General features: G+C 70.5%; 15 protein-coding genes. 4 read left to right on the forward strand and 11 right to left on the reverse strand.

Features of this window, described 5'->3' with window-relative positions; genetic code table 11:
* Positions 1–25 precede the first annotated feature (25 nt).
* The 4 genes from C229_RS34115 to C229_RS0107745 all read right to left on the reverse strand — a co-directional run bounded on the left by C229_RS34115 (position 26) and on the right by C229_RS0107745 (position 3,479).
* Positions 26–667 carry a hypothetical protein gene (locus tag C229_RS34115; RefSeq protein WP_155884640.1) on the reverse strand — a complete coding sequence of 214 codons (642 nt, stop codon included), beginning with the start codon at positions 665–667 and terminating at the stop codon, positions 26–28.
* Between the two features lie 122 nt (positions 668–789).
* On the reverse strand, positions 790–1,167 hold the full coding sequence (locus tag C229_RS0107735; protein ID WP_018654501.1) for a mCpol domain-containing protein: 378 nt from the start codon (positions 1,165–1,167) through the stop codon (positions 790–792).
* Between the two features lie 1,179 nt (positions 1,168–2,346).
* The gene (locus C229_RS0107740; RefSeq protein WP_018654502.1) at positions 2,347–2,982 is read right to left on the reverse strand and encodes a hypothetical protein; all 636 of its coding nucleotides are present in this window, start codon (positions 2,980–2,982) and stop codon (positions 2,347–2,349) included.
* An 89-nt stretch (positions 2,983–3,071) separates the two neighbouring features.
* Positions 3,072–3,479, reverse strand: coding sequence for a peptidase inhibitor family I36 protein (locus C229_RS0107745; RefSeq protein ID WP_018654503.1), 408 nt, complete (start codon positions 3,477–3,479; stop codon positions 3,072–3,074).
* A 154-nt stretch (positions 3,480–3,633) separates the two neighbouring features.
* On the opposite strand from C229_RS0107745, the gene C229_RS32690 reads away from it, so the two are divergent.
* Positions 3,634–5,412: a hypothetical protein gene (locus C229_RS32690; protein WP_155884641.1), complete on the forward strand. Its 1,779-nt coding sequence runs from the start codon at positions 3,634–3,636 to the stop codon at positions 5,410–5,412.
* Between the two features lie 255 nt (positions 5,413–5,667).
* On the opposite strand, the gene C229_RS0107755 is transcribed toward C229_RS32690, so the two are convergent.
* A complete protein-coding gene (locus C229_RS0107755) occupies positions 5,668–7,578 on the reverse strand; it encodes a CASTOR/POLLUX-related putative ion channel (protein WP_018654504.1) in 1,911 nt (636 codons plus the stop codon).
* Between the two features lie 313 nt (positions 7,579–7,891).
* Here C229_RS0107755 and C229_RS0107760 point away from each other — a divergent pair, with 313 nt between their 5' ends.
* Positions 7,892–8,299, forward strand: coding sequence for an ATP-binding protein (locus C229_RS0107760; protein WP_018654505.1), 408 nt, complete (start codon positions 7,892–7,894; stop codon positions 8,297–8,299).
* A gap of 66 nt (positions 8,300–8,365) precedes the next feature.
* Positions 8,366–8,713, forward strand: coding sequence for an STAS domain-containing protein (locus tag C229_RS0107765; RefSeq protein WP_026313552.1), 348 nt, complete (start codon positions 8,366–8,368; stop codon positions 8,711–8,713).
* A 45-nt stretch (positions 8,714–8,758) separates the two neighbouring features.
* On the opposite strand, the gene C229_RS0107770 is transcribed toward C229_RS0107765, so the two are convergent.
* The 3 genes from C229_RS0107770 to C229_RS0107780 form a co-directional block, all read right to left on the reverse strand.
* Complete coding sequence (locus C229_RS0107770; RefSeq protein WP_018654507.1) at positions 8,759–9,436, reverse strand: choice-of-anchor P family protein; 678 nt, start codon at positions 9,434–9,436, stop codon at positions 8,759–8,761.
* Between the two features lie 47 nt (positions 9,437–9,483).
* Positions 9,484–10,275, reverse strand: coding sequence for a L,D-transpeptidase (locus C229_RS0107775; RefSeq protein ID WP_018654508.1), 792 nt, complete (start codon positions 10,273–10,275; stop codon positions 9,484–9,486).
* 450 nt (positions 10,276–10,725) lie between these two features.
* Positions 10,726–11,208: a MarR family winged helix-turn-helix transcriptional regulator gene (locus C229_RS0107780; RefSeq protein ID WP_018654509.1), complete on the reverse strand. Its 483-nt coding sequence runs from the start codon at positions 11,206–11,208 to the stop codon at positions 10,726–10,728.
* Between the two features lie 145 nt (positions 11,209–11,353).
* Here C229_RS0107780 and C229_RS0107785 point away from each other — a divergent pair, with 145 nt between their 5' ends.
* Positions 11,354–12,460 (forward strand): PP2C family protein-serine/threonine phosphatase, encoded by a 1,107-nt coding sequence (locus C229_RS0107785; RefSeq protein WP_018654510.1) that lies wholly within the window; start codon positions 11,354–11,356, stop codon positions 12,458–12,460.
* A gap of 43 nt (positions 12,461–12,503) precedes the next feature.
* Here the strand turns inward: C229_RS0107785 and C229_RS0107790 are convergent, their stop codons facing one another.
* Genes C229_RS0107790 through C229_RS0107800 form a run of 3 tightly spaced genes read right to left on the reverse strand, consistent with a single transcriptional unit; the run spans position 12,504 to position 15,809 of the window.
* Entirely contained in the window at positions 12,504–12,956 is a 453-nt protein-coding gene (locus C229_RS0107790) for a response regulator (protein WP_018654511.1), read from the reverse strand.
* Positions 12,949–14,613, reverse strand: coding sequence for a sensor histidine kinase (locus C229_RS0107795; RefSeq protein ID WP_018654512.1), 1,665 nt, complete (start codon positions 14,611–14,613; stop codon positions 12,949–12,951). The genes C229_RS0107790 and C229_RS0107795 overlap by 8 nt, the downstream gene beginning before the upstream one ends.
* Positions 14,610–15,809 carry a PP2C family protein-serine/threonine phosphatase gene (locus tag C229_RS0107800; protein WP_018654513.1) on the reverse strand — a complete coding sequence of 400 codons (1,200 nt, stop codon included), beginning with the start codon at positions 15,807–15,809 and terminating at the stop codon, positions 14,610–14,612. The genes C229_RS0107795 and C229_RS0107800 overlap by 4 nt, the downstream gene beginning before the upstream one ends.
* Positions 15,810–15,874: the final 65 nt, after the last annotated feature.

Genomic DNA, 15,874 nt, shown 5'->3' on the forward strand with positions numbered 1-15,874 from the left:
CAGCGCGATGTCGATACTTCTATCGTCATGTCGAATTGTCTCGGCGAAAGAAATAGAGCCATCCTACGATGCTCGCCACTGTTGCAATAACGGTGACGGTCGATTGGGCCCATCCGTGAGGGAAGAATGCCTGTACCGAGGCGACGATGATAGTGATTGCAAGGGTTAGCCAGGCGACCGTCCTAAACCTGAAAGAGCGGGACACCATGCGTCGCCGAGCGGTTTCGACATGACGACTTTCGGCAAGGCTTCGGTACCTGTAGTCGGCGTCTCCGAGGGCGTGGATAAGGTCGCCATCGTTGTAGCTTGGATCTTTCATCAATTCGAAACTATAAACATCTGAGAATCCACGGGAGAGGAGGAGGGCGGTGACATCGACCAAGAGATTCTTCTTGAGGGTGGTCACATCAAACATCGGACGTCCGGTAGACATCAGATCGGTCAACTTCCGGTCGAGGTCTGGCCACGAAACTACAGTGGCAATAACCTCGATGCTATCGAGCTTTTCGAGACACTTCTCGTACACGGCCCTGTCTTTGGTGTTGATGGACGTGTCCGTTGTATCGGTAGAAGGCTTTCTTGCCAATTCCTCCAGTCGCCTGTATATTGCCCCCTGTGTCGCACTTATTCGGATCTGTTCATTCGCATACTCGTCTTCCTTGATCACTATGAATCCCACCTCTGTTAGCGTGAAACTTCGCAGTGTATGCACGAGTACATTCACGTACGGATCTGGGCGAGGTGACGATGCAAGGATATATAGTCGTCCCGAGTTGTCGCGCTGCACGCTCATCCCTGGTTGAAGCTGACGACGGCCGAAACAATCTGGTTCTTTCCTTGGAGCTTGGCCCGCCGAAGATTTGACGCGGCCTCGCTTGCTCGGCTGCCGACCCCGACGCTCAGCGTACGACCGCACGTCTCGAAGAAGCCGCTCCGCATGTACTCAATATCGTCGATAGTCACGAAATTGGATGGCCAGCGCGCGACGAGGTCGTCACCGCCGGCGACGACGACGGTGGCGCCCTTATTTGTCATATATTCACGTACCCATGCCAGGGCCTGGCTTATCGAATGACTGTAGCTGCGGGCAGAGTCATCGTCGTCATCAAGCAGCATGAGTTCCAATTTCGGCCCTATATCATCGCCATCGAAGTGTGCGTACATCATCTAGTACCCCGTGTCTGTGCTGTGTTGCTCGCTCCGGCTCGCTGTCGCGGGTTCGCCGCCGAAGCTCCAAGTCGATGCTAGTCGTCCAAGCTATACGTCGGAGCGCTGTTGTGGTGTTCGGGATGGCGATGCCCGGCGGCAGGGATGTCGTTGCGGGCGTGGTCGGCTCGTTACGCGATGGATCGGATGATCACCGTGGCTCCCAATGATCGCCATTCGGTGATGGACGTTGATGGGTGGCCGAGGGTGATCGCTGCCGTGGAACTTCCCGTGCTCGACGTTGATTTGCGACGGGAGACAGCGCGACGAGTCCTGCGCTCCATGTCTGTCCCATTGCCCTTGGGGTCTTGGCGCTGCTCTTGGGGGCGGTGGGACGGGCATTCGCTCAACGTGAGATGCCTGGTCACGATCTCGGTGCCGTGCAACCCACGTGCGATTAGGGGTAGGGGACAGCGTCAACCATGTGTACTCGAGATCACGCTGAGGCGCAGGTCGGCGGTGGGGGGTGGGTGGTTGGCTTCCCAAGCTTATAGCGGAGTTCGATTTCCGTCATCCGCTCCAAGTAAGAAGCCCAACCCGGAGGCGACGTCTCCAACCCGGGTCTCTACCGTCCTGAGCCTCCCGTCGTGCAACCAAGCCGCAGGCGCCGACGAGTCTGCCGTCCCGTGCTACCCGCCGTGGGCCTCGTCCCTCGTCGGCGCCTAACGCGCCCGCGGTCTCGCCTGACCAATGCTGATACCGCGGCGCGGTCCGCCCCCGCCGCACTCGCGCGTGCCGTGAGGGTCGCAAGCGAGACGCCTGTGGGCATGGGCGGTACCTTGTACCGCTTGGAGATCGCGGAACTCCAGGGTCGGAGATGCCTTGTGGCGGTGGGGCTGATGTTGCTCAGGGTGATTTGGGGGCTCGGTGGCGGTCGAGCCATGTGGAGAGGGCGCGGAAGATTCTGAGGGGGAGGGAAGGGTTTCCGCCGCCGGACAGTGATTGTGCGCCTAGGAAGTCTGCGTTGGGGTTCTCGCGGCGTTCGTACTCTGCGTTGCTCTGGCCGGGGCGGCGTTTCTCGGGTGAGGTCATGTTGCTCCCTGGTCGCTGACGATCTTGCCTCATGTGGAGGTCTTCCGGTGTGGACGTCCGGGCTTATTCGGGTTCCCGGATGATCGCTTCTGTGGATGCTGCGGCGGTCTATGGGGTGGTTTCGGGTTGGGGTTGCTCCGGGGGTTGGAGGGTGGGGAGCCAGAAGCAGCTTTCCAGGGTTTTCAGGTGGGCCCAGTAGCGGAGTTTTCGGCTTTCTGGGAAGGCCGTTAGGGCTGCGGCGGTGAGGGTTGCGGCGCAGGTTGTGGCCAGGGCCTTGTGGTCGGTGGTGGTGATGGCTTCTGCGGTTGCTATCGCTGCTGCTGTCAGGAGGGGGGTTATGCAGTTTCTGACCATGAGGCCGGTTGCTCTCAGGCGGTTGATCTCCTGGGCTGCTTCTTTGTCCTGGCTCTCTATGGCCGTCAGGAGGATCGGGGGGTGGGACGTGGAGTGGGGGTGGGTTGCCGCTTCGGGGACGTTGGTGAAGAAGTCTTCGCGGGCTGCTTCGAAGGTGGGGCGCCAGAACCAGAGGGCTCGGTCGATCAGGGCGCCGAAGATCGTGGTGACGTGGCCCAGGAGGTAGCTGGTGACGACTATCGCCGTTGCCACGAAGAGGGTCGGGGTCGGCTCCAGGGTTTTCACGTCGAACCAGTTGAGGCGGTCCGCCACGTAGACGCCCAGGGCCAGGTAGAGGGAGCCGGGGATGGCGTAGGCGAATACGTCGTAGATGCCTAGGGACAGACGCAACGGTTGCTCCCTCGGGTGGGTCGTCCTCTGTTGGACGTCCCGGCGGGGGCGGTGGTTCTGTCCGTTCCCTTGGCGGGTGTGCCGGTTTTCTAGGGGAGCCAGAGGACGTGGTCGACCGTGTCGTTGGACGCGGCGGGCTCCTCCAGGGCGGTGCCGCGGGGGAGGAGGCGGCCGTCGTCGGGGGCGTTGGCCAGGACGGCGGTGGCGCGGGTGGTGTTGTGCCAGGACGAGACGTTGTCGGCGGCCGTGCCGTTGCCGGTGGCCATGGGGAGGTTCGACAGGTTCGTCCAGCGGCCGGCGGGGATCGCGTAGGCGGGGCCGCGGCGGCCGTAGTCGCGGTAGAGGCAGAGGCGGTTCGCGGGGCACGGGGCGCTGTCGGGAAGGGCCGTGATCCCGGGCGGCAGGACGCCGGGCGCCGTGGCCGTCGCGGGGGTCGCCGGGGCCAGCAGGGCGGTCGCGGCGGTGGCCGTCAGGATGGCGGAGCGGGTGGGAGTCACGGGTCCTCCTGAGTGCGGTGAGGGTTCCACGATGACGTTACACAGGGGTACTAAACAATTACCCACGATGGTGTCGTCGCTGGCTGTGGCGTTGCGGGGCAAGCGTCTTCGGGTTTGGCGGACGATCTCGCATTCGGGCGGATACTGTCCGTGCATGGACATGCTTCCTCGGGTTGTGCCGCCGCGGTTGGCGCCGGACGACGGGCTGCGGGACTGGGGCGCGGACGAGGCGGCACCGCCGCAGATGCCGGTGCGGAGGATGTGGTCGCAGGGGCGGGCCGCGATCCGCGGGACGGCCCCGGCGCGGCGGTTGGCCGCGACGGTGGCGGGGGCCGCCGCCGACGGCGGGTACGCGTTCGCCGGATGGGAGTTCTCCGCGAAGCGCGACGGGCTGACCGAGGCGCGCACCGAGGTCCGGTGGGACGACCCGCGCGCCGGACGGGTCCACGCCGCCGTCATGGTCCGGGGCCTGCCGGACGGACGCGACGACGAGATGACGTGCGAATGGGCCGTCGTCGCGGACGCCGAGCACGGCTGGCGGTGGGACATGCAGTCCCCGTGCACCCGGCTGCGGCTGGTCGGGGAGGAGTTCGCCGACCCCGCCGGGTTCGAGGTGTCGGACGACGTCCTGTACTGGAGCCTGCACCTGTGGGACGACGAGGACGTCGACGACCTCGTGGGCAGACTGGGCGACCCGGAGCGCAACATCGCGCTGATCGTGGTCGACATCGGTTCCGACGACCCGGAGGCCGCCTCGCACGGCATCTTCCCCGGCGTGTGCACGCTGGCGCTGGTGGAGGAGGAGTCGCGGCAGGTGCTGAACCGGCTGCTGCCGCAGCGGCCCGTGCCGTCGTGCGGCGTCCGGTATCTGCCGGCGCCGGTGCTGCCGGGGACGAGCGACCAGCGGTTCGGCAACGGGAACGCGCGCCGCCGCGCCACGTACCAGCGACTGGTGGACGACGCGCTCGCCGCCCGCGCGGCGGCGGAGCCGGTGGGCCTGGCGGCCGAGGCGGTGACGCTGCTGCCCGCGCCGCGCGAGGACGCGGGCGGGCTGCGCCGGCGGGTGTGGCGGCTGGAGCAGGAGCTGGCCGAGGCGCGGCGGGAGCGGGCGGAGGCCGAGCGGACGCGGCAGCGCGCGGAGATCCGCGCGGACGCGGCGCTCGCGCGGGCGGAGCGGCTCGCCGCCGATCTGGCCGCGCGGCCCGAGCCGGAGCCGGAGGTCGACGCGGACGCCCGCCGCGACGCGCTGGAACGGCGGCTGGCCGAGGTCGTCGCTGACCGTGACGTGTACGCGGAGGCGCTGGAGATCGCGGAGGAGGAACGCGACCGGGCCGTCCGGCAGCGGGGGCTGCTCGCGGTGCGGCTGGCGCGGCTCGCCCCGCAGACCGAGATCGAGGAGGAGACGGGCACGCAGGACGTCCCGGACGACTTCCGCACCCTCATCGCGGAGGCCGCCCGCTTCACGACGCTGATCCTGGACGACCTCGACCGCACGGTGGCCGCCACGCTCGACGGCTATCCGAAGGCGACGGTGTGGCGCCGCAAGACGTGGGACGCCCTGGCCACGCTCGACGCCTACGCGGCGGCGAAGCAACGGGCCCGCGAACAGGACGTCACGGCCGTGCCGCACCTGTCGGACGTGCACGCCTTCATTCGCGGGGGCGGCGACGGCGCCCTGATCAGCGCGAACGTCGTCGCGCTGGGCGAGTCCGACACGGTGGACGCCGACCCCCGCTACCGCAACGCCCGGATGTTCCGCGTCCGTCCGGCCACGCAGCCGACCGGCATCGCCTACTTCGCCGCGCACATCAAGATCGACGGCCCCCGCCCGCCGGCTCCCCGCCTGCACTTCTACGACGACACCGACGGCGCCACCGGCCGCATCTACGTCGGCCACATAGGCCCGCACCTGCCCACGTCGCGCACGAACTAGGGCTGTGTTTGCTTTGCCGCGACTTCGTCGCGGCGGGACCAGGGCCCTTTTGGTGCCGCCCGGGAGAGCATGATCATCCTCCCTTCGGTCCGGATGATCATGCTCTCCCGGGCGGCACGGCCCTGACCCGAGTGGTTCGCGTGTATACGACTACGCGGTTCTTGATCACGTTCTGTACAAGGGCCACGGGGTCGGGCCTCTTGGGCTTGCGTTGGAGGCGTGCCGGGTCGTCGCGACGGAATGGGTGCCGAGGGCTCAGTCCTCGGCGAGCACGATCACCGTGTCGTCGGCCGTCAGGGTCAGCGGCGCGGCCTTCGGCGGGTTGAGGATGACGCCGTAGTCCGGCGGCACGTGGAACCGGTCGTGCAGCCGGTAGCCCAGGGCCGTCTCGCCGCGCCGCCGGGCCGCCTCGATGACGGTCGCGAAGTTCGCGACCGCGCCCGGACGCAGGTAGTCCGAGGCGGGTTTGAGGTACAGCTCCGATCCCTCGGGGTCGAGCAGGTCGGTGAACACGTCGTGCAGGTGCCGGTTCTCCGAGAGCTGCGTCAGCATGAGGCTGATGAGCTTGTCGCTGACGATGAAGTCGTCGGCCTTGGTGACCTGGGCGACCTCGCGGTTGGCGTCGTCGTGGATCTCCGAGACGATCGAGTACGGGTCGCCGTGCGGTTCCTCCAGGTCGCGCAGGTGCAGCAGCGTGACGAGGGTGCGGGCGTCGGCGTGCTGGGGGTCGAGGCCGGCGTCGCCGAGGACGATGATGCGCTGGAAGCCGATGACGCCGAGCTGTTCGAGCTGCCCCCGGTCGGTGGGGTCGCAGCGGACGAACGCCACGTCGAGGTTGGCGAGCGTGCCGAGCCCGGCGCGCGGGTCGTCGTCGCTCGGCGCGGCGATGGTGAGGTGCGAGCCGGGTTCGACGAACGCGTCCAGCAGCTCGATGATCTTGACGCCGCGTTCGTTCCACCCGGCGAGCAGGGTCCGTTCGGCCTTGGGCACCGTCGCGGCGGCGGTCGCGACGGCGTCGGTGACGACGGGGACGGGTTCGTCGGCGAGGCGGATGAGCAGGTCGTCCTCGGCGAGGACGATGATCTCGTCGTCGGCGGCGATGACGCGGCCCGGCGGCGGGTTCACCAGGACGGTCCCGGCGGCCGTCCGGACGCCGACGGGGATGCCCAGCTCGTAGGCGCTGAGCGCGGCGCCGTAGGTGCGCCCGGCGAGGCGGGGTTCGGGCCGCATGTAGAACTCGTGCCCGGCGTAGTTGAGCAGGTCGAGGCAGACGGTGGACAGCCCCGACTGGCGGTGCGACTGGACGATGAGCTGGATGGCCATGTCGTCGGCGTCGATGACCTGCGCGGACGGCCCGCCCGCGAGCCGCGCGGCGGGCAGGTTGCCCGAGTGGTGGACGGCGGCGACGACGTGCGGGCGCTCGCCGTCCCAGGCGCGGGCGCCGAGCGAGAGCAGCACCTTGATGACGTGGTTGTCCGAGTCCTGCACGGGCGGGGCGAGCACGATGATGGACCGGGCGGTGGACGGGCTGACGAGGTCGAGGTCCTCGATCTTGAGCGGGTTGCCGCGGCGGCAGACGACGCGGGTGCGGCCGGTGTCGCCGATGCGGCGGCGCAGCGCGTCCTCCATGTCGACCTTGTCGCGGTCCGCGAGGATCGCGATGCGGGACCGGCCCTGGCCCTTGTTGGCCTCCGCGAGTTCCGCGACGACGGTGAAGACCTGCTCGGACCAGCCGAGGATGACGGTGTGGCCGCTCTCGACGATCTGCGAGCGGCCCTTGCGCAGCTCGGTGATCTTGCCTTCGAGGCCGGTGGTGAGGACGCCGATGAGGGCGCTGACGATGAAGATGCCGCCGACGGTGGCGGCGAGCATGAGGGCGAGGAACGGCCCGGAGCCCTCGTCGTCGCCCATGGTGCCGGGGTCGAGGGTGCGCAGCAGGCTGCGCCAGATCATGCCGCCCCAGTGGCCGTTGGCGTCGGTGTCGCGCGGGGACAGCAGCGTCGCGAGGGTGGCGACGACGACGATGAGGACGGCGGAGGCGAGCCCGAGCCAGGCGATGAGGGCGGGCGTGCCGCGGGCCATGGTGCCGTCGAACCAGTAGCGGAGCCGGTCCCGGCGTCTGGCGAGCCGTCTCCGGCGCGGCGAGGTGGACGTTCCCCGGCGCATCAGTGCCCTCCCCGTGCGAACCCGGCGTGCGCGAACCGGGGCAAGACAATCATGGATCGCGGAGCCGGGGCGCGGATCGTCAGGGATCGTCCGGGTTGGGCGTGGCGCCGCCGTGGGTCAAGCACGGGTCAAGCAACGGTCGTCGCCGCAGAGATTGTCGGCGGGTGCCAGGGGACCTGCCGACGGGTGCGATTCCCCTGCCGCCACGGGCCTGACGGTCTCACCCGCACCGCGAGGGTTTCCCGGCACCGGGCGTTTCCCGCAGTCACTCGCGGGAAGTCTGCCATTGTCAAGGGAACGGAGGCGATCAGGCATGAAGGTCGTGATCGAAATGACCCTGCCCCGGGACGCGGGCAGTGCGCCGCTCGCCCGGCACACGCTCGATGCCTCCCTGCGCGGCCTCGGCGTGGATTCCGACGTGCGCGCCGACATCGCGCTCGCGCTCGGTGAGGCGTGCGCCAATGTGATCCAGCACGCGCGCTCCAGCGACGAGTACGAGGTGCGGGCCCTGCTCGACGACCTGCGCTGTGTGATCGACGTCATCGACGGCGGCGGCCCGGACGCCGGCCAGGTCGACTGGGAGGCCACGCACGCCTCGCTGTACGCCGAGAGCGGGCGCGGGTTGCAACTTATGCGGGCATTCACCGAAGACGTGAACATTCTCGAACGAATACACCGAGATGGGTCGGTCGTCCATTTCGAGAAGTCATTGGCGCGCTGAATTCGCGCGTTAGTCGGTTATCCTCGGGGGCAGGACGGGTCACGTCAGAGCCCCCGGGGGAAAACCGTGGAATTCAGTGCCGGACATCGCCGTTACGGCGACCGTGTGATCGTTTCGCTGGACGGCGATCTCGACGTCAACACCAGCGAGCGGCTGCGCGCGACGCTCCTCGACGTCATCGAGGAGGGAGCCGGACGCCTGCTGGTCGATCTCGACGGCGTCACCTTCCTCGACTCGACCGGGCTCGGCGTCTTCGTCGGCGTCGCGCACCGGCTGCGCGCGGCCAACGGCGAACTCGCGTTCGCCGGGGGCAACGACCGCGTCCGGGGCGTCTTCCACGTCACGCAGCTCTCGCGCATCTTCCCGATGCACGAGTCGGTCAACGCCGCGCTGGCCGTGGGCGAACCGCACTGACGCGAAAGCGGCCCCCGCCGGAGCGGGGGCCGCTTTCGCGCGCGGTCAGCCGGTGACGGGCAGGTCGCCCTTGACGGGCCGGGGCGCGGGCGCCTCGTGCAGCGGCTTGCCGGGCTTGGACGGCGTCGCGGCCGGACGCGCGGGCTTCCCGCACGTCGCCGACGACACCTTCAGCGCCTGCATCCCGCCGCCGGGCAGCGGCAGGTCGACGGCGAGCCCGGTCACGCGCAGCCGCCCGTCGGGCAGCCGCTCCTGCTTGTTGAGGACGAGGCCGCCCTTGCCGAGCCCCTCCACCTCGAACGGCACGGTCGTGTTCGGCGGCGGGCTCACCGCGAGGCGGCGGCCGAGCACCGACGCCTGCGCCAGGTGCGCCTCGCCGCGCCCGTCGCGGCACACGGCGGTGACGGCCTCGGCGAAGAGCCGCGCCGTGGGCACCTTGACGTCGGCCACCTTGGACGAGGCGCGGCCCGGCGCGGCCTTGACGTCGAGCACCCCGGCGTCGATCAGCTTGGTGTGGTTCGTCCGCAGCAGGCTGCGTTCGGCGGGCGTCCCGGTCGACCGGACGGCGGGCAGCGGCGGCACCGCGACCGGCCCGATCGCGGTCAGCCCGTACGCGGACCCCTCGCCGGACGGCTGGGCGTGCGCGGGGGCGGCGACGCCGGTGGCGAGCGCGGCGAGGGCACCGGCGCACAGCAGGCGGCGGGCGGTCGTCATCGAGGACATGGTTCGACTCCGTTTCAGGTGGTGCGGTGAGGTCCGGCGGGAGGGTGTCAGCCGGTGATGTGGACGAGAGTCCCGAGCGGGACCTTCGCCAGGGCGGCCAGCGCGTCGGCGGGCACGCGGACGCAGCCGTGCGAGACGGCGCGGCCGAAGGCGGAGGCGTCCGGCCAGCCGTGGAACGCCACGGTGCCGGGGCCGCCGCCGAAGGTGTCGAGCGTGGCCGAGTGCGCGCCGAGCGGGATGATCAGCGGGCTCGGCTGCGGCTTGCTGGGCTTGAGCTGCGCCATGACGAACGTGCGCCCGGCGGGCGTGGGGGTGGCGGCGGCGCCGACGGCGACCTTCCAGGTTCCGGCGGGCCGGCCCGACCGGCGGACCGTCAGCGTGCGGCGGGCGACGTCGACCTTGACCGTGTAGGGAGAGCGGGCGGTGCGCAGGCCGTCGGCGCGGCCGGTGATCCAGCCGGTGGCGCCGTTGGGGCGGCTCGGCAGCAGCACGCGCATCCAGTCGCCGGACGTCTCGACGACGGGCACCCAGGTAGGGCCGCCGAGCTGGCGGGCGGGAAGCGTCGCGATGACGGTTCCGCCGGGCTTGTCCAGGACGGGCTGGGGCTTGGACGGGTGCAGGACGGTGCCGTCCGCGTCGTCGCCGCTGTCCAGCGGGGCTCCGGGCACCTTGGTGAACGTCGTGGCGTCCGGCGTCTCGCCCGGCTCGGCCCGCGCGGGGCCCGGCGAGCCGGGGGAGGGCGCGGCGTCGGCGCCGGACTCGGCGCCGGACCCGCAGGCGGCGAGGAGCAGCGGCAGCAGCGCCGCGAGGGCGAGGCGTGCGCGCGGATGGTGGGTCACGGTTCTCCTCCGGGAGGCTTCATGCCCCTCCCGATAAGGACATCGGGAAAAACGTTTACGGTTCGCATCTCGCGGCAGGCTAGCGCCGCGTTCCCGGAGCGTGTCCCGTAGTCGGAGAAAGTCGGGGCACTTTTCTCGTCGCGCCCGGCCGCCATATTGGTTAATGCACGGAAATCATTGGCCTTAATGGGTATGTGGGGTTTAAAGGGCAAGTTGGAGCGTTCTATCCCAGATCGGACGAACGCCCCGGCCGGTGCGAGGGGTGGTGAACCCACAGTGAGGGATGGCCGCGTTCGGGCGTCCGGGCGCCGGAAGCCCGTCGCGAGCGGTACATTTGCCGCGCGGCAAGTACCAGCCGTGCGGCGGCTCGGGAACCGGCCTCGCGGAGGCAGGGGAGGAACCGTGGGCACGGGCTGGCGCGACGACGACCGGCCGGACGGCCGTCCGCGCTCAGGCGGGCAGCGAGACCGAGCCGCCCTCACCGGCGGTGCCGCCGCGGTGGGCGGCCTCGTGGAACTGCCCGAGACCCCACAGCAGCGCCTGCTGCGCCGTGGGCGGCATACCGGACAGGACGCGGGTCAGTTCCTCGCGCCGCCGCGACGTCAGCCGCTCCAGCAGCTCACGTCCCTCGCTCGTGAGCTGCACGGTGACCTCGCGCCGGTCGTCGCGGCCGACGTCGCGCAGCAGCAGGCCCGCGGCCTCCAGCCGGTCGCACAACCGGCTCGCCGACGAGACGAGCGCGCCCAGCTCGCCCGCCAGGGTGCTCACCCTGACCGGTCCGCGCTCCACGATGAACAGGGCCCGGAGCTGCGTCGCCGGAACCGGGACATCCGGGGCGTTGTGGACACGCGCGAAGACGTTGAGCAGGGTGTGCGCCACCTCGTCCAGAGCCGCCGCCGTCGCGGCGGCGTCCTGACCCGAGGCACCGACCATGCCCCCCACTGTTACATACTGCGTCGGCCCCGGCATCTCACCCCACCAAGCTCGCCCGGGAAAGCCCAGGCGGTAACCTCATCACCCAGGCGAGGACACCATGCAGTCTGCCCCTTTGCACGCTCTTGAGCATGCCCTCTGGAGCGTGGAGCCGCCGGGGCTGCTCTCCCGCGCCGCCGCGCTGATCTTCGAGCACACCGGCGTCCCGGCGGAGGTCTACCTGATCGACTACCGGCACACCCACCTGGTGCCCGTCGAACCCGACCTGCCGCTGATCCCGGTGGACAACACCCCCGAGGGCCACGCGTTCGCGGCACAGCAGATCGTCACGACCGACGACGGCGCCCTGGTGCTGCCGCTGACCGTCTACGGCGACCGCAGCGGCATCCTCATCCTGCGCACGACCGAACCGCAGGACGAGGACGCCCGGGAGGCGTACGCGGGTCTGGCGGGCGTGCTCGCGCGGGCGCTGCGCCTCGCCGACGCCCACACCGACCTGCCGCGCCGGCTGCGCCGCCGCGCCCGCCTCACCCTCGCCGCCGAGATGCAGTGGGAGCTGCTGCCCGGCAGCGCGTGCAGCACCGACGAGTTCCGGCTCGCCGGGCAGCTCGAACCCGCCTACGCGGTGTGGGGCGACAACTTCGACTGGTCGATCACGTCCAAGCGGCTCACGCTGACCGTCAGCAACGGCACCGGGACGGGCACCGACGCGGCGGCGCTGACCCACCTGGCGATCAGCGCGCTGCGCAACGCCCGCCGGTCCGGCGGCGACATCGTCGAACAGGCCGCCCTCGCCGACCAGACCCTGTACGCGGCGCACCGGGGCAGCCAGCACCTGGCGACGCTGCTGCTGGACTTCGAGCTGGGGACGGGCCGCGTCCGCGCCATCGACGCGGGCTCGCCCCGCGTCTACCGGCTGCGCGGCGGCGTCATCGACAGCGTCGACTTCGAGGCGCAGCTTCCGCTCGGCATGTTCGGCGACACGCACTACAGCGTGCAGGAGTTCACCGTCCGCTACGGGGACCGGCTGATCGTGGTGAGCGACGGCGTGCACACCGCCGAGTCGCGCGCGGGTGAGCTGTACGGCAAGTCGGCGCTCGTGCAGGCGATCCGCGACACCCGTTTGCAGCCGCCGTCGGAGGCCGTGCGCGGCTTCATCCGCCGCTTCCTGGAGTACCACGACGGCGCCGAGCCGCGCGACGACGCCGTGGTCGTCTGCCTGGACTGGCGCGGCGGCGCCCCCACCGAGTGACGGACGCGCGGACCCGCCGGGGACGGCGGGTCCGCGCCGAAGGTCAGCGGGGCAGCTTGACGACCGTCACGAAGAAGTTGTCGATCTGCTGCACGACGCGGATGAACTGGTCGAAGTCGACCGGCTTGGTCACGTACGCGTTGGCGTGCAGGTTGTAGCTGCGCAGAATGTCCTCGTCGGCCTCGGACGTGGTGAGGACGACGATCGGGATGCGGCGCAGCTCGGCGTCCGCCTTGACCTCCTCCAGCACCTGCCGCCCGTCCTTGCGGGGCAGGTTCAGGTCGAGCAGGATCAGGTCGGGGCGGGGGCTGCCCTCGTACTCGCCCTCGCGGCGCAGGAACGCCATCGCGTGCTCGCCGTCGTTGACGACGTGCAGGTTGTTGCGGAGCTTGTTGTGCTCGAACGCCTCGGTGGTGAGCAGCACGTCGCCCGGGTCGTCCTCGACCAGCAGGACCTCGATGGAGCGTCCGTCCGCGCCCGGGAAACCGTCAGTCATCGTCGTCGTTCTCCTTCTCCGCGGGCAGCGTCCAGCGGATGGTGGTGCCGGGGGAGTCGCCCCGGCCTTCGGTCTCCAGCCAGATGCGGCCGCCGTGGAACTCCACGATCTTCTTGCACAGCGCCAGCCCGATGCCGGTACCGGTGTACTCGTCCTTGGGATGCAACCGCTGGAAGATCAGGAAGATGCGGTCCGAGTACTTGGCGTCGACGCCGATCCCATTATCGGTGCAGGAGAACAGCCACGTGTCGCCCTCGCGCTCGGCGGTGATCTCCACGACCGGGGGCGCGTCGGGGCGGCGGAACTTGATCGCGTTGCCGATGAGGTTCTGGAAGAGCTGGCCGAGCTGGGTGCGGTCGCCCGGCAGCGTCGGCAGGTCACCGAGCCGCACGTCGGCGCCGGTCTCCTCGCGCAGCGTCGCCAGGTTGCCGACCGCCTGTTCCGCGACGGTGTTCAGGTCGATGGCCTCTTCGGGGCGGACCATCCGGCCGACGCGGGAGAAGCCGAGCAGGTCGTTGATGAGGGCCTGCATGCGCTTGGCGCCGTCGACGGCGAACTCGATGTACTGGCGGCCGCGGTCGTCGAGCTGGTCGCCGTAGCGGCGCTCGATCATCTGGCAGAAGCTCGCGACCTTGCGCAGGGGCTCCTGGAGGTCGTGGCTGGCGACGTAGGCGAACTGCTCCAGCTCGGCGTTGGAGCGGCGCAGCTCCTCGGTCTGGGAGTGGAGCTGCTGGCGGGCCTCGGCGGTGGCGAGCCACTCCTCGATGATGCGGTGCCGCATCGCGTCGATGATGGCGGCCAGCTCGGTGATCTCGTAGGGGCCCTTGACGTCGAGATCGTGGGTGAAGTCGCCCTGCGCGACCGCCTGGACGTTCCGGCTCAGCGACGACACGGGCGTCAGGACGGTCCGCCGGAGGAACACCGCGAGCGCGACGGCCGCCAGGACCACGATGATCAGCGCCCCGACGACCGACCACGTCGTGACGTTGCCGCGTTCGCGCAGATGCTCGGCGGTGCGGTGGTGGACGGAGGTGAGCCCGAGCTGCATCCCGGCGATCTCGGCGCGGATCTGGGCGAAGCCCGTCCGGCCCGCGCTCTCCAGCGCGGCGGGGATCTCCTGCCCGCCGGGCCCGGCGGCGATCGGCTCGGCGAACGTGCGGCGCCACTCGGCCGCCCCGGCGGCGATCGCGCGGAGGCGGGCCAGCGCCTCGTCCGCGCCCTCGACGCCGGTCAGCAGCCGCCGGATGCGCTCGGCGGCGGCGCGCTGGGTGGCGACGGCCTCGCGGTACTCGGCGAGGTCGGCGCGGTCGCCGCTGGCCGCGTAGGCGCGGATCGTGGTGTCCTGCCGGGCCAGCGCGCCGGTGTGCTGGAACTGCTCCAGCATGGCCGGGTCGACGCGGCCGATCAGCGTGCTGCGCGCGTCGCTGTTGCCGACGAGCGCGAACACGGCCTGGCTCATCGCCGCCAGCAGCAGGACGGCGAGCAGCAGCGCCCCGGCCCGGTAGAGCTGGACGAGGCTCAGCCGCGACAGGCCCGCGCGCTCCTGCGGGGCGCGGGGCGCGAGCAGCACCGGCGGGTTGCTCACCTCGGGTTCGGGCGCGGCGGAGGACTCCTCGGCGGGCGCCTCGCGCGTCCCGTCGGGTGGGGCTTGCGTCATCGGAGTGCACCTCGGCTCAGCAGCAGGACGGCCAGGTCGTCGGAGAGGACGTCGCCGTTGAGGCGCTCGGCCTCGGCGATCAGACCGTCGATGAGGGTATGCCCCCGGTCGCCGCGCGCGTGCGCCGCCTCGGCGAGGACGAGCAGCCCGGCCAGGTCGAGGCGTTCGGTCGGGTCGCCGGCGAAGCCTTCGATGAGGCCGTCGGTGTAGAACATCAGCGCCCAGTCGTCGCCGAGCGGGACGTCGGTGTACGGCCACTCGATGCCGGGCAGCAGGCCGAGCGCGGGCCCGAAGTCGTCGTCCTGGAGGGCGCGGACGCCGTCGCGGTCGAACAGGACGGGCTGCGGGTGCCCGGCGCGCCAGACGCGCAGGGTGCGGCGGTCGGGGGAGAGCGCCCACATGCACAGCGTCGTGAAGATCTCCTCGCTCCACCGCTCGTGGCACAGCACGGTGTCGAGGGTCTGGAGCAGCGGCGCCCCGGTGTGGCCCGCCAGGACGAGCGTGCGCCACGCCATGCGCAGCCGGACGCCGAGGGAGGCTTCGTCGGCGCCGTGGCCGGTGACGTCGGCGATGACGCCGTGGATGGTGCCGTCGCCGACCTGGACGGTGTCGTAGAAGTCGCCGCCGAGCAGGGCGCGGTCGCGGCCGGGCCGGTAGCGCGAGTGGTGGCCGAGGGTGGCGTCGTTGAGGATCGGGACGGGCAGCAGGCCGCGTTCCAGCCGGGCGTTCTCCTGGCCGAGCACGCGCGCCTCGACGAGCTGGCGTTCGGACTCGTCGGCGCGGCGGCGCTCGATGGCGTAGCGGATGGCGCGGCTGAGCAGGGGGCCGTCGACGTCCTGCTTGACGAGGTAGTCCTGCGCGCCCGCGCCGACGGCGGCGACGCCGACGTGGGCGTCGGCGAGCCCGGTGAGGACGAGGACGGCGGTGTCGGGGGCCGCCTTCAGGACCTGGCGCAGCACGTCGAGGCCGGTCGCGTCGGGCAGCGAGAGGTCGACGATCACGCACTGGATGTCGCGCGTGAGGGCGGCCAGGGCCTCCTTGAGCGTGCCCGCGACGATGATCTCGACGTCGGGCTCGGTCTCGGTGAGGAGGTCTTCGAAGAGGAAGGCGTCGCCGGGGTCGTCCTCGATCAGGAGCAGCCGAAGCCGGGCGGTCGCCTCCAGGAGACCGCCGCCATGGCCCGTCATCGCGGTCATGATCGACCCGCGCTCAGGCGCCCGCGGATCGGGGCGTCGCGCTGCGAGAGCTTGTCATGAGGCAA

Origin of the sequence: Actinomadura flavalba DSM 45200 (assembly GCF_000374305.1) — a bacterium.
Lineage (GTDB): Bacteria > Actinomycetota > Actinomycetes > Streptosporangiales > Streptosporangiaceae > Spirillospora > Spirillospora flavalba.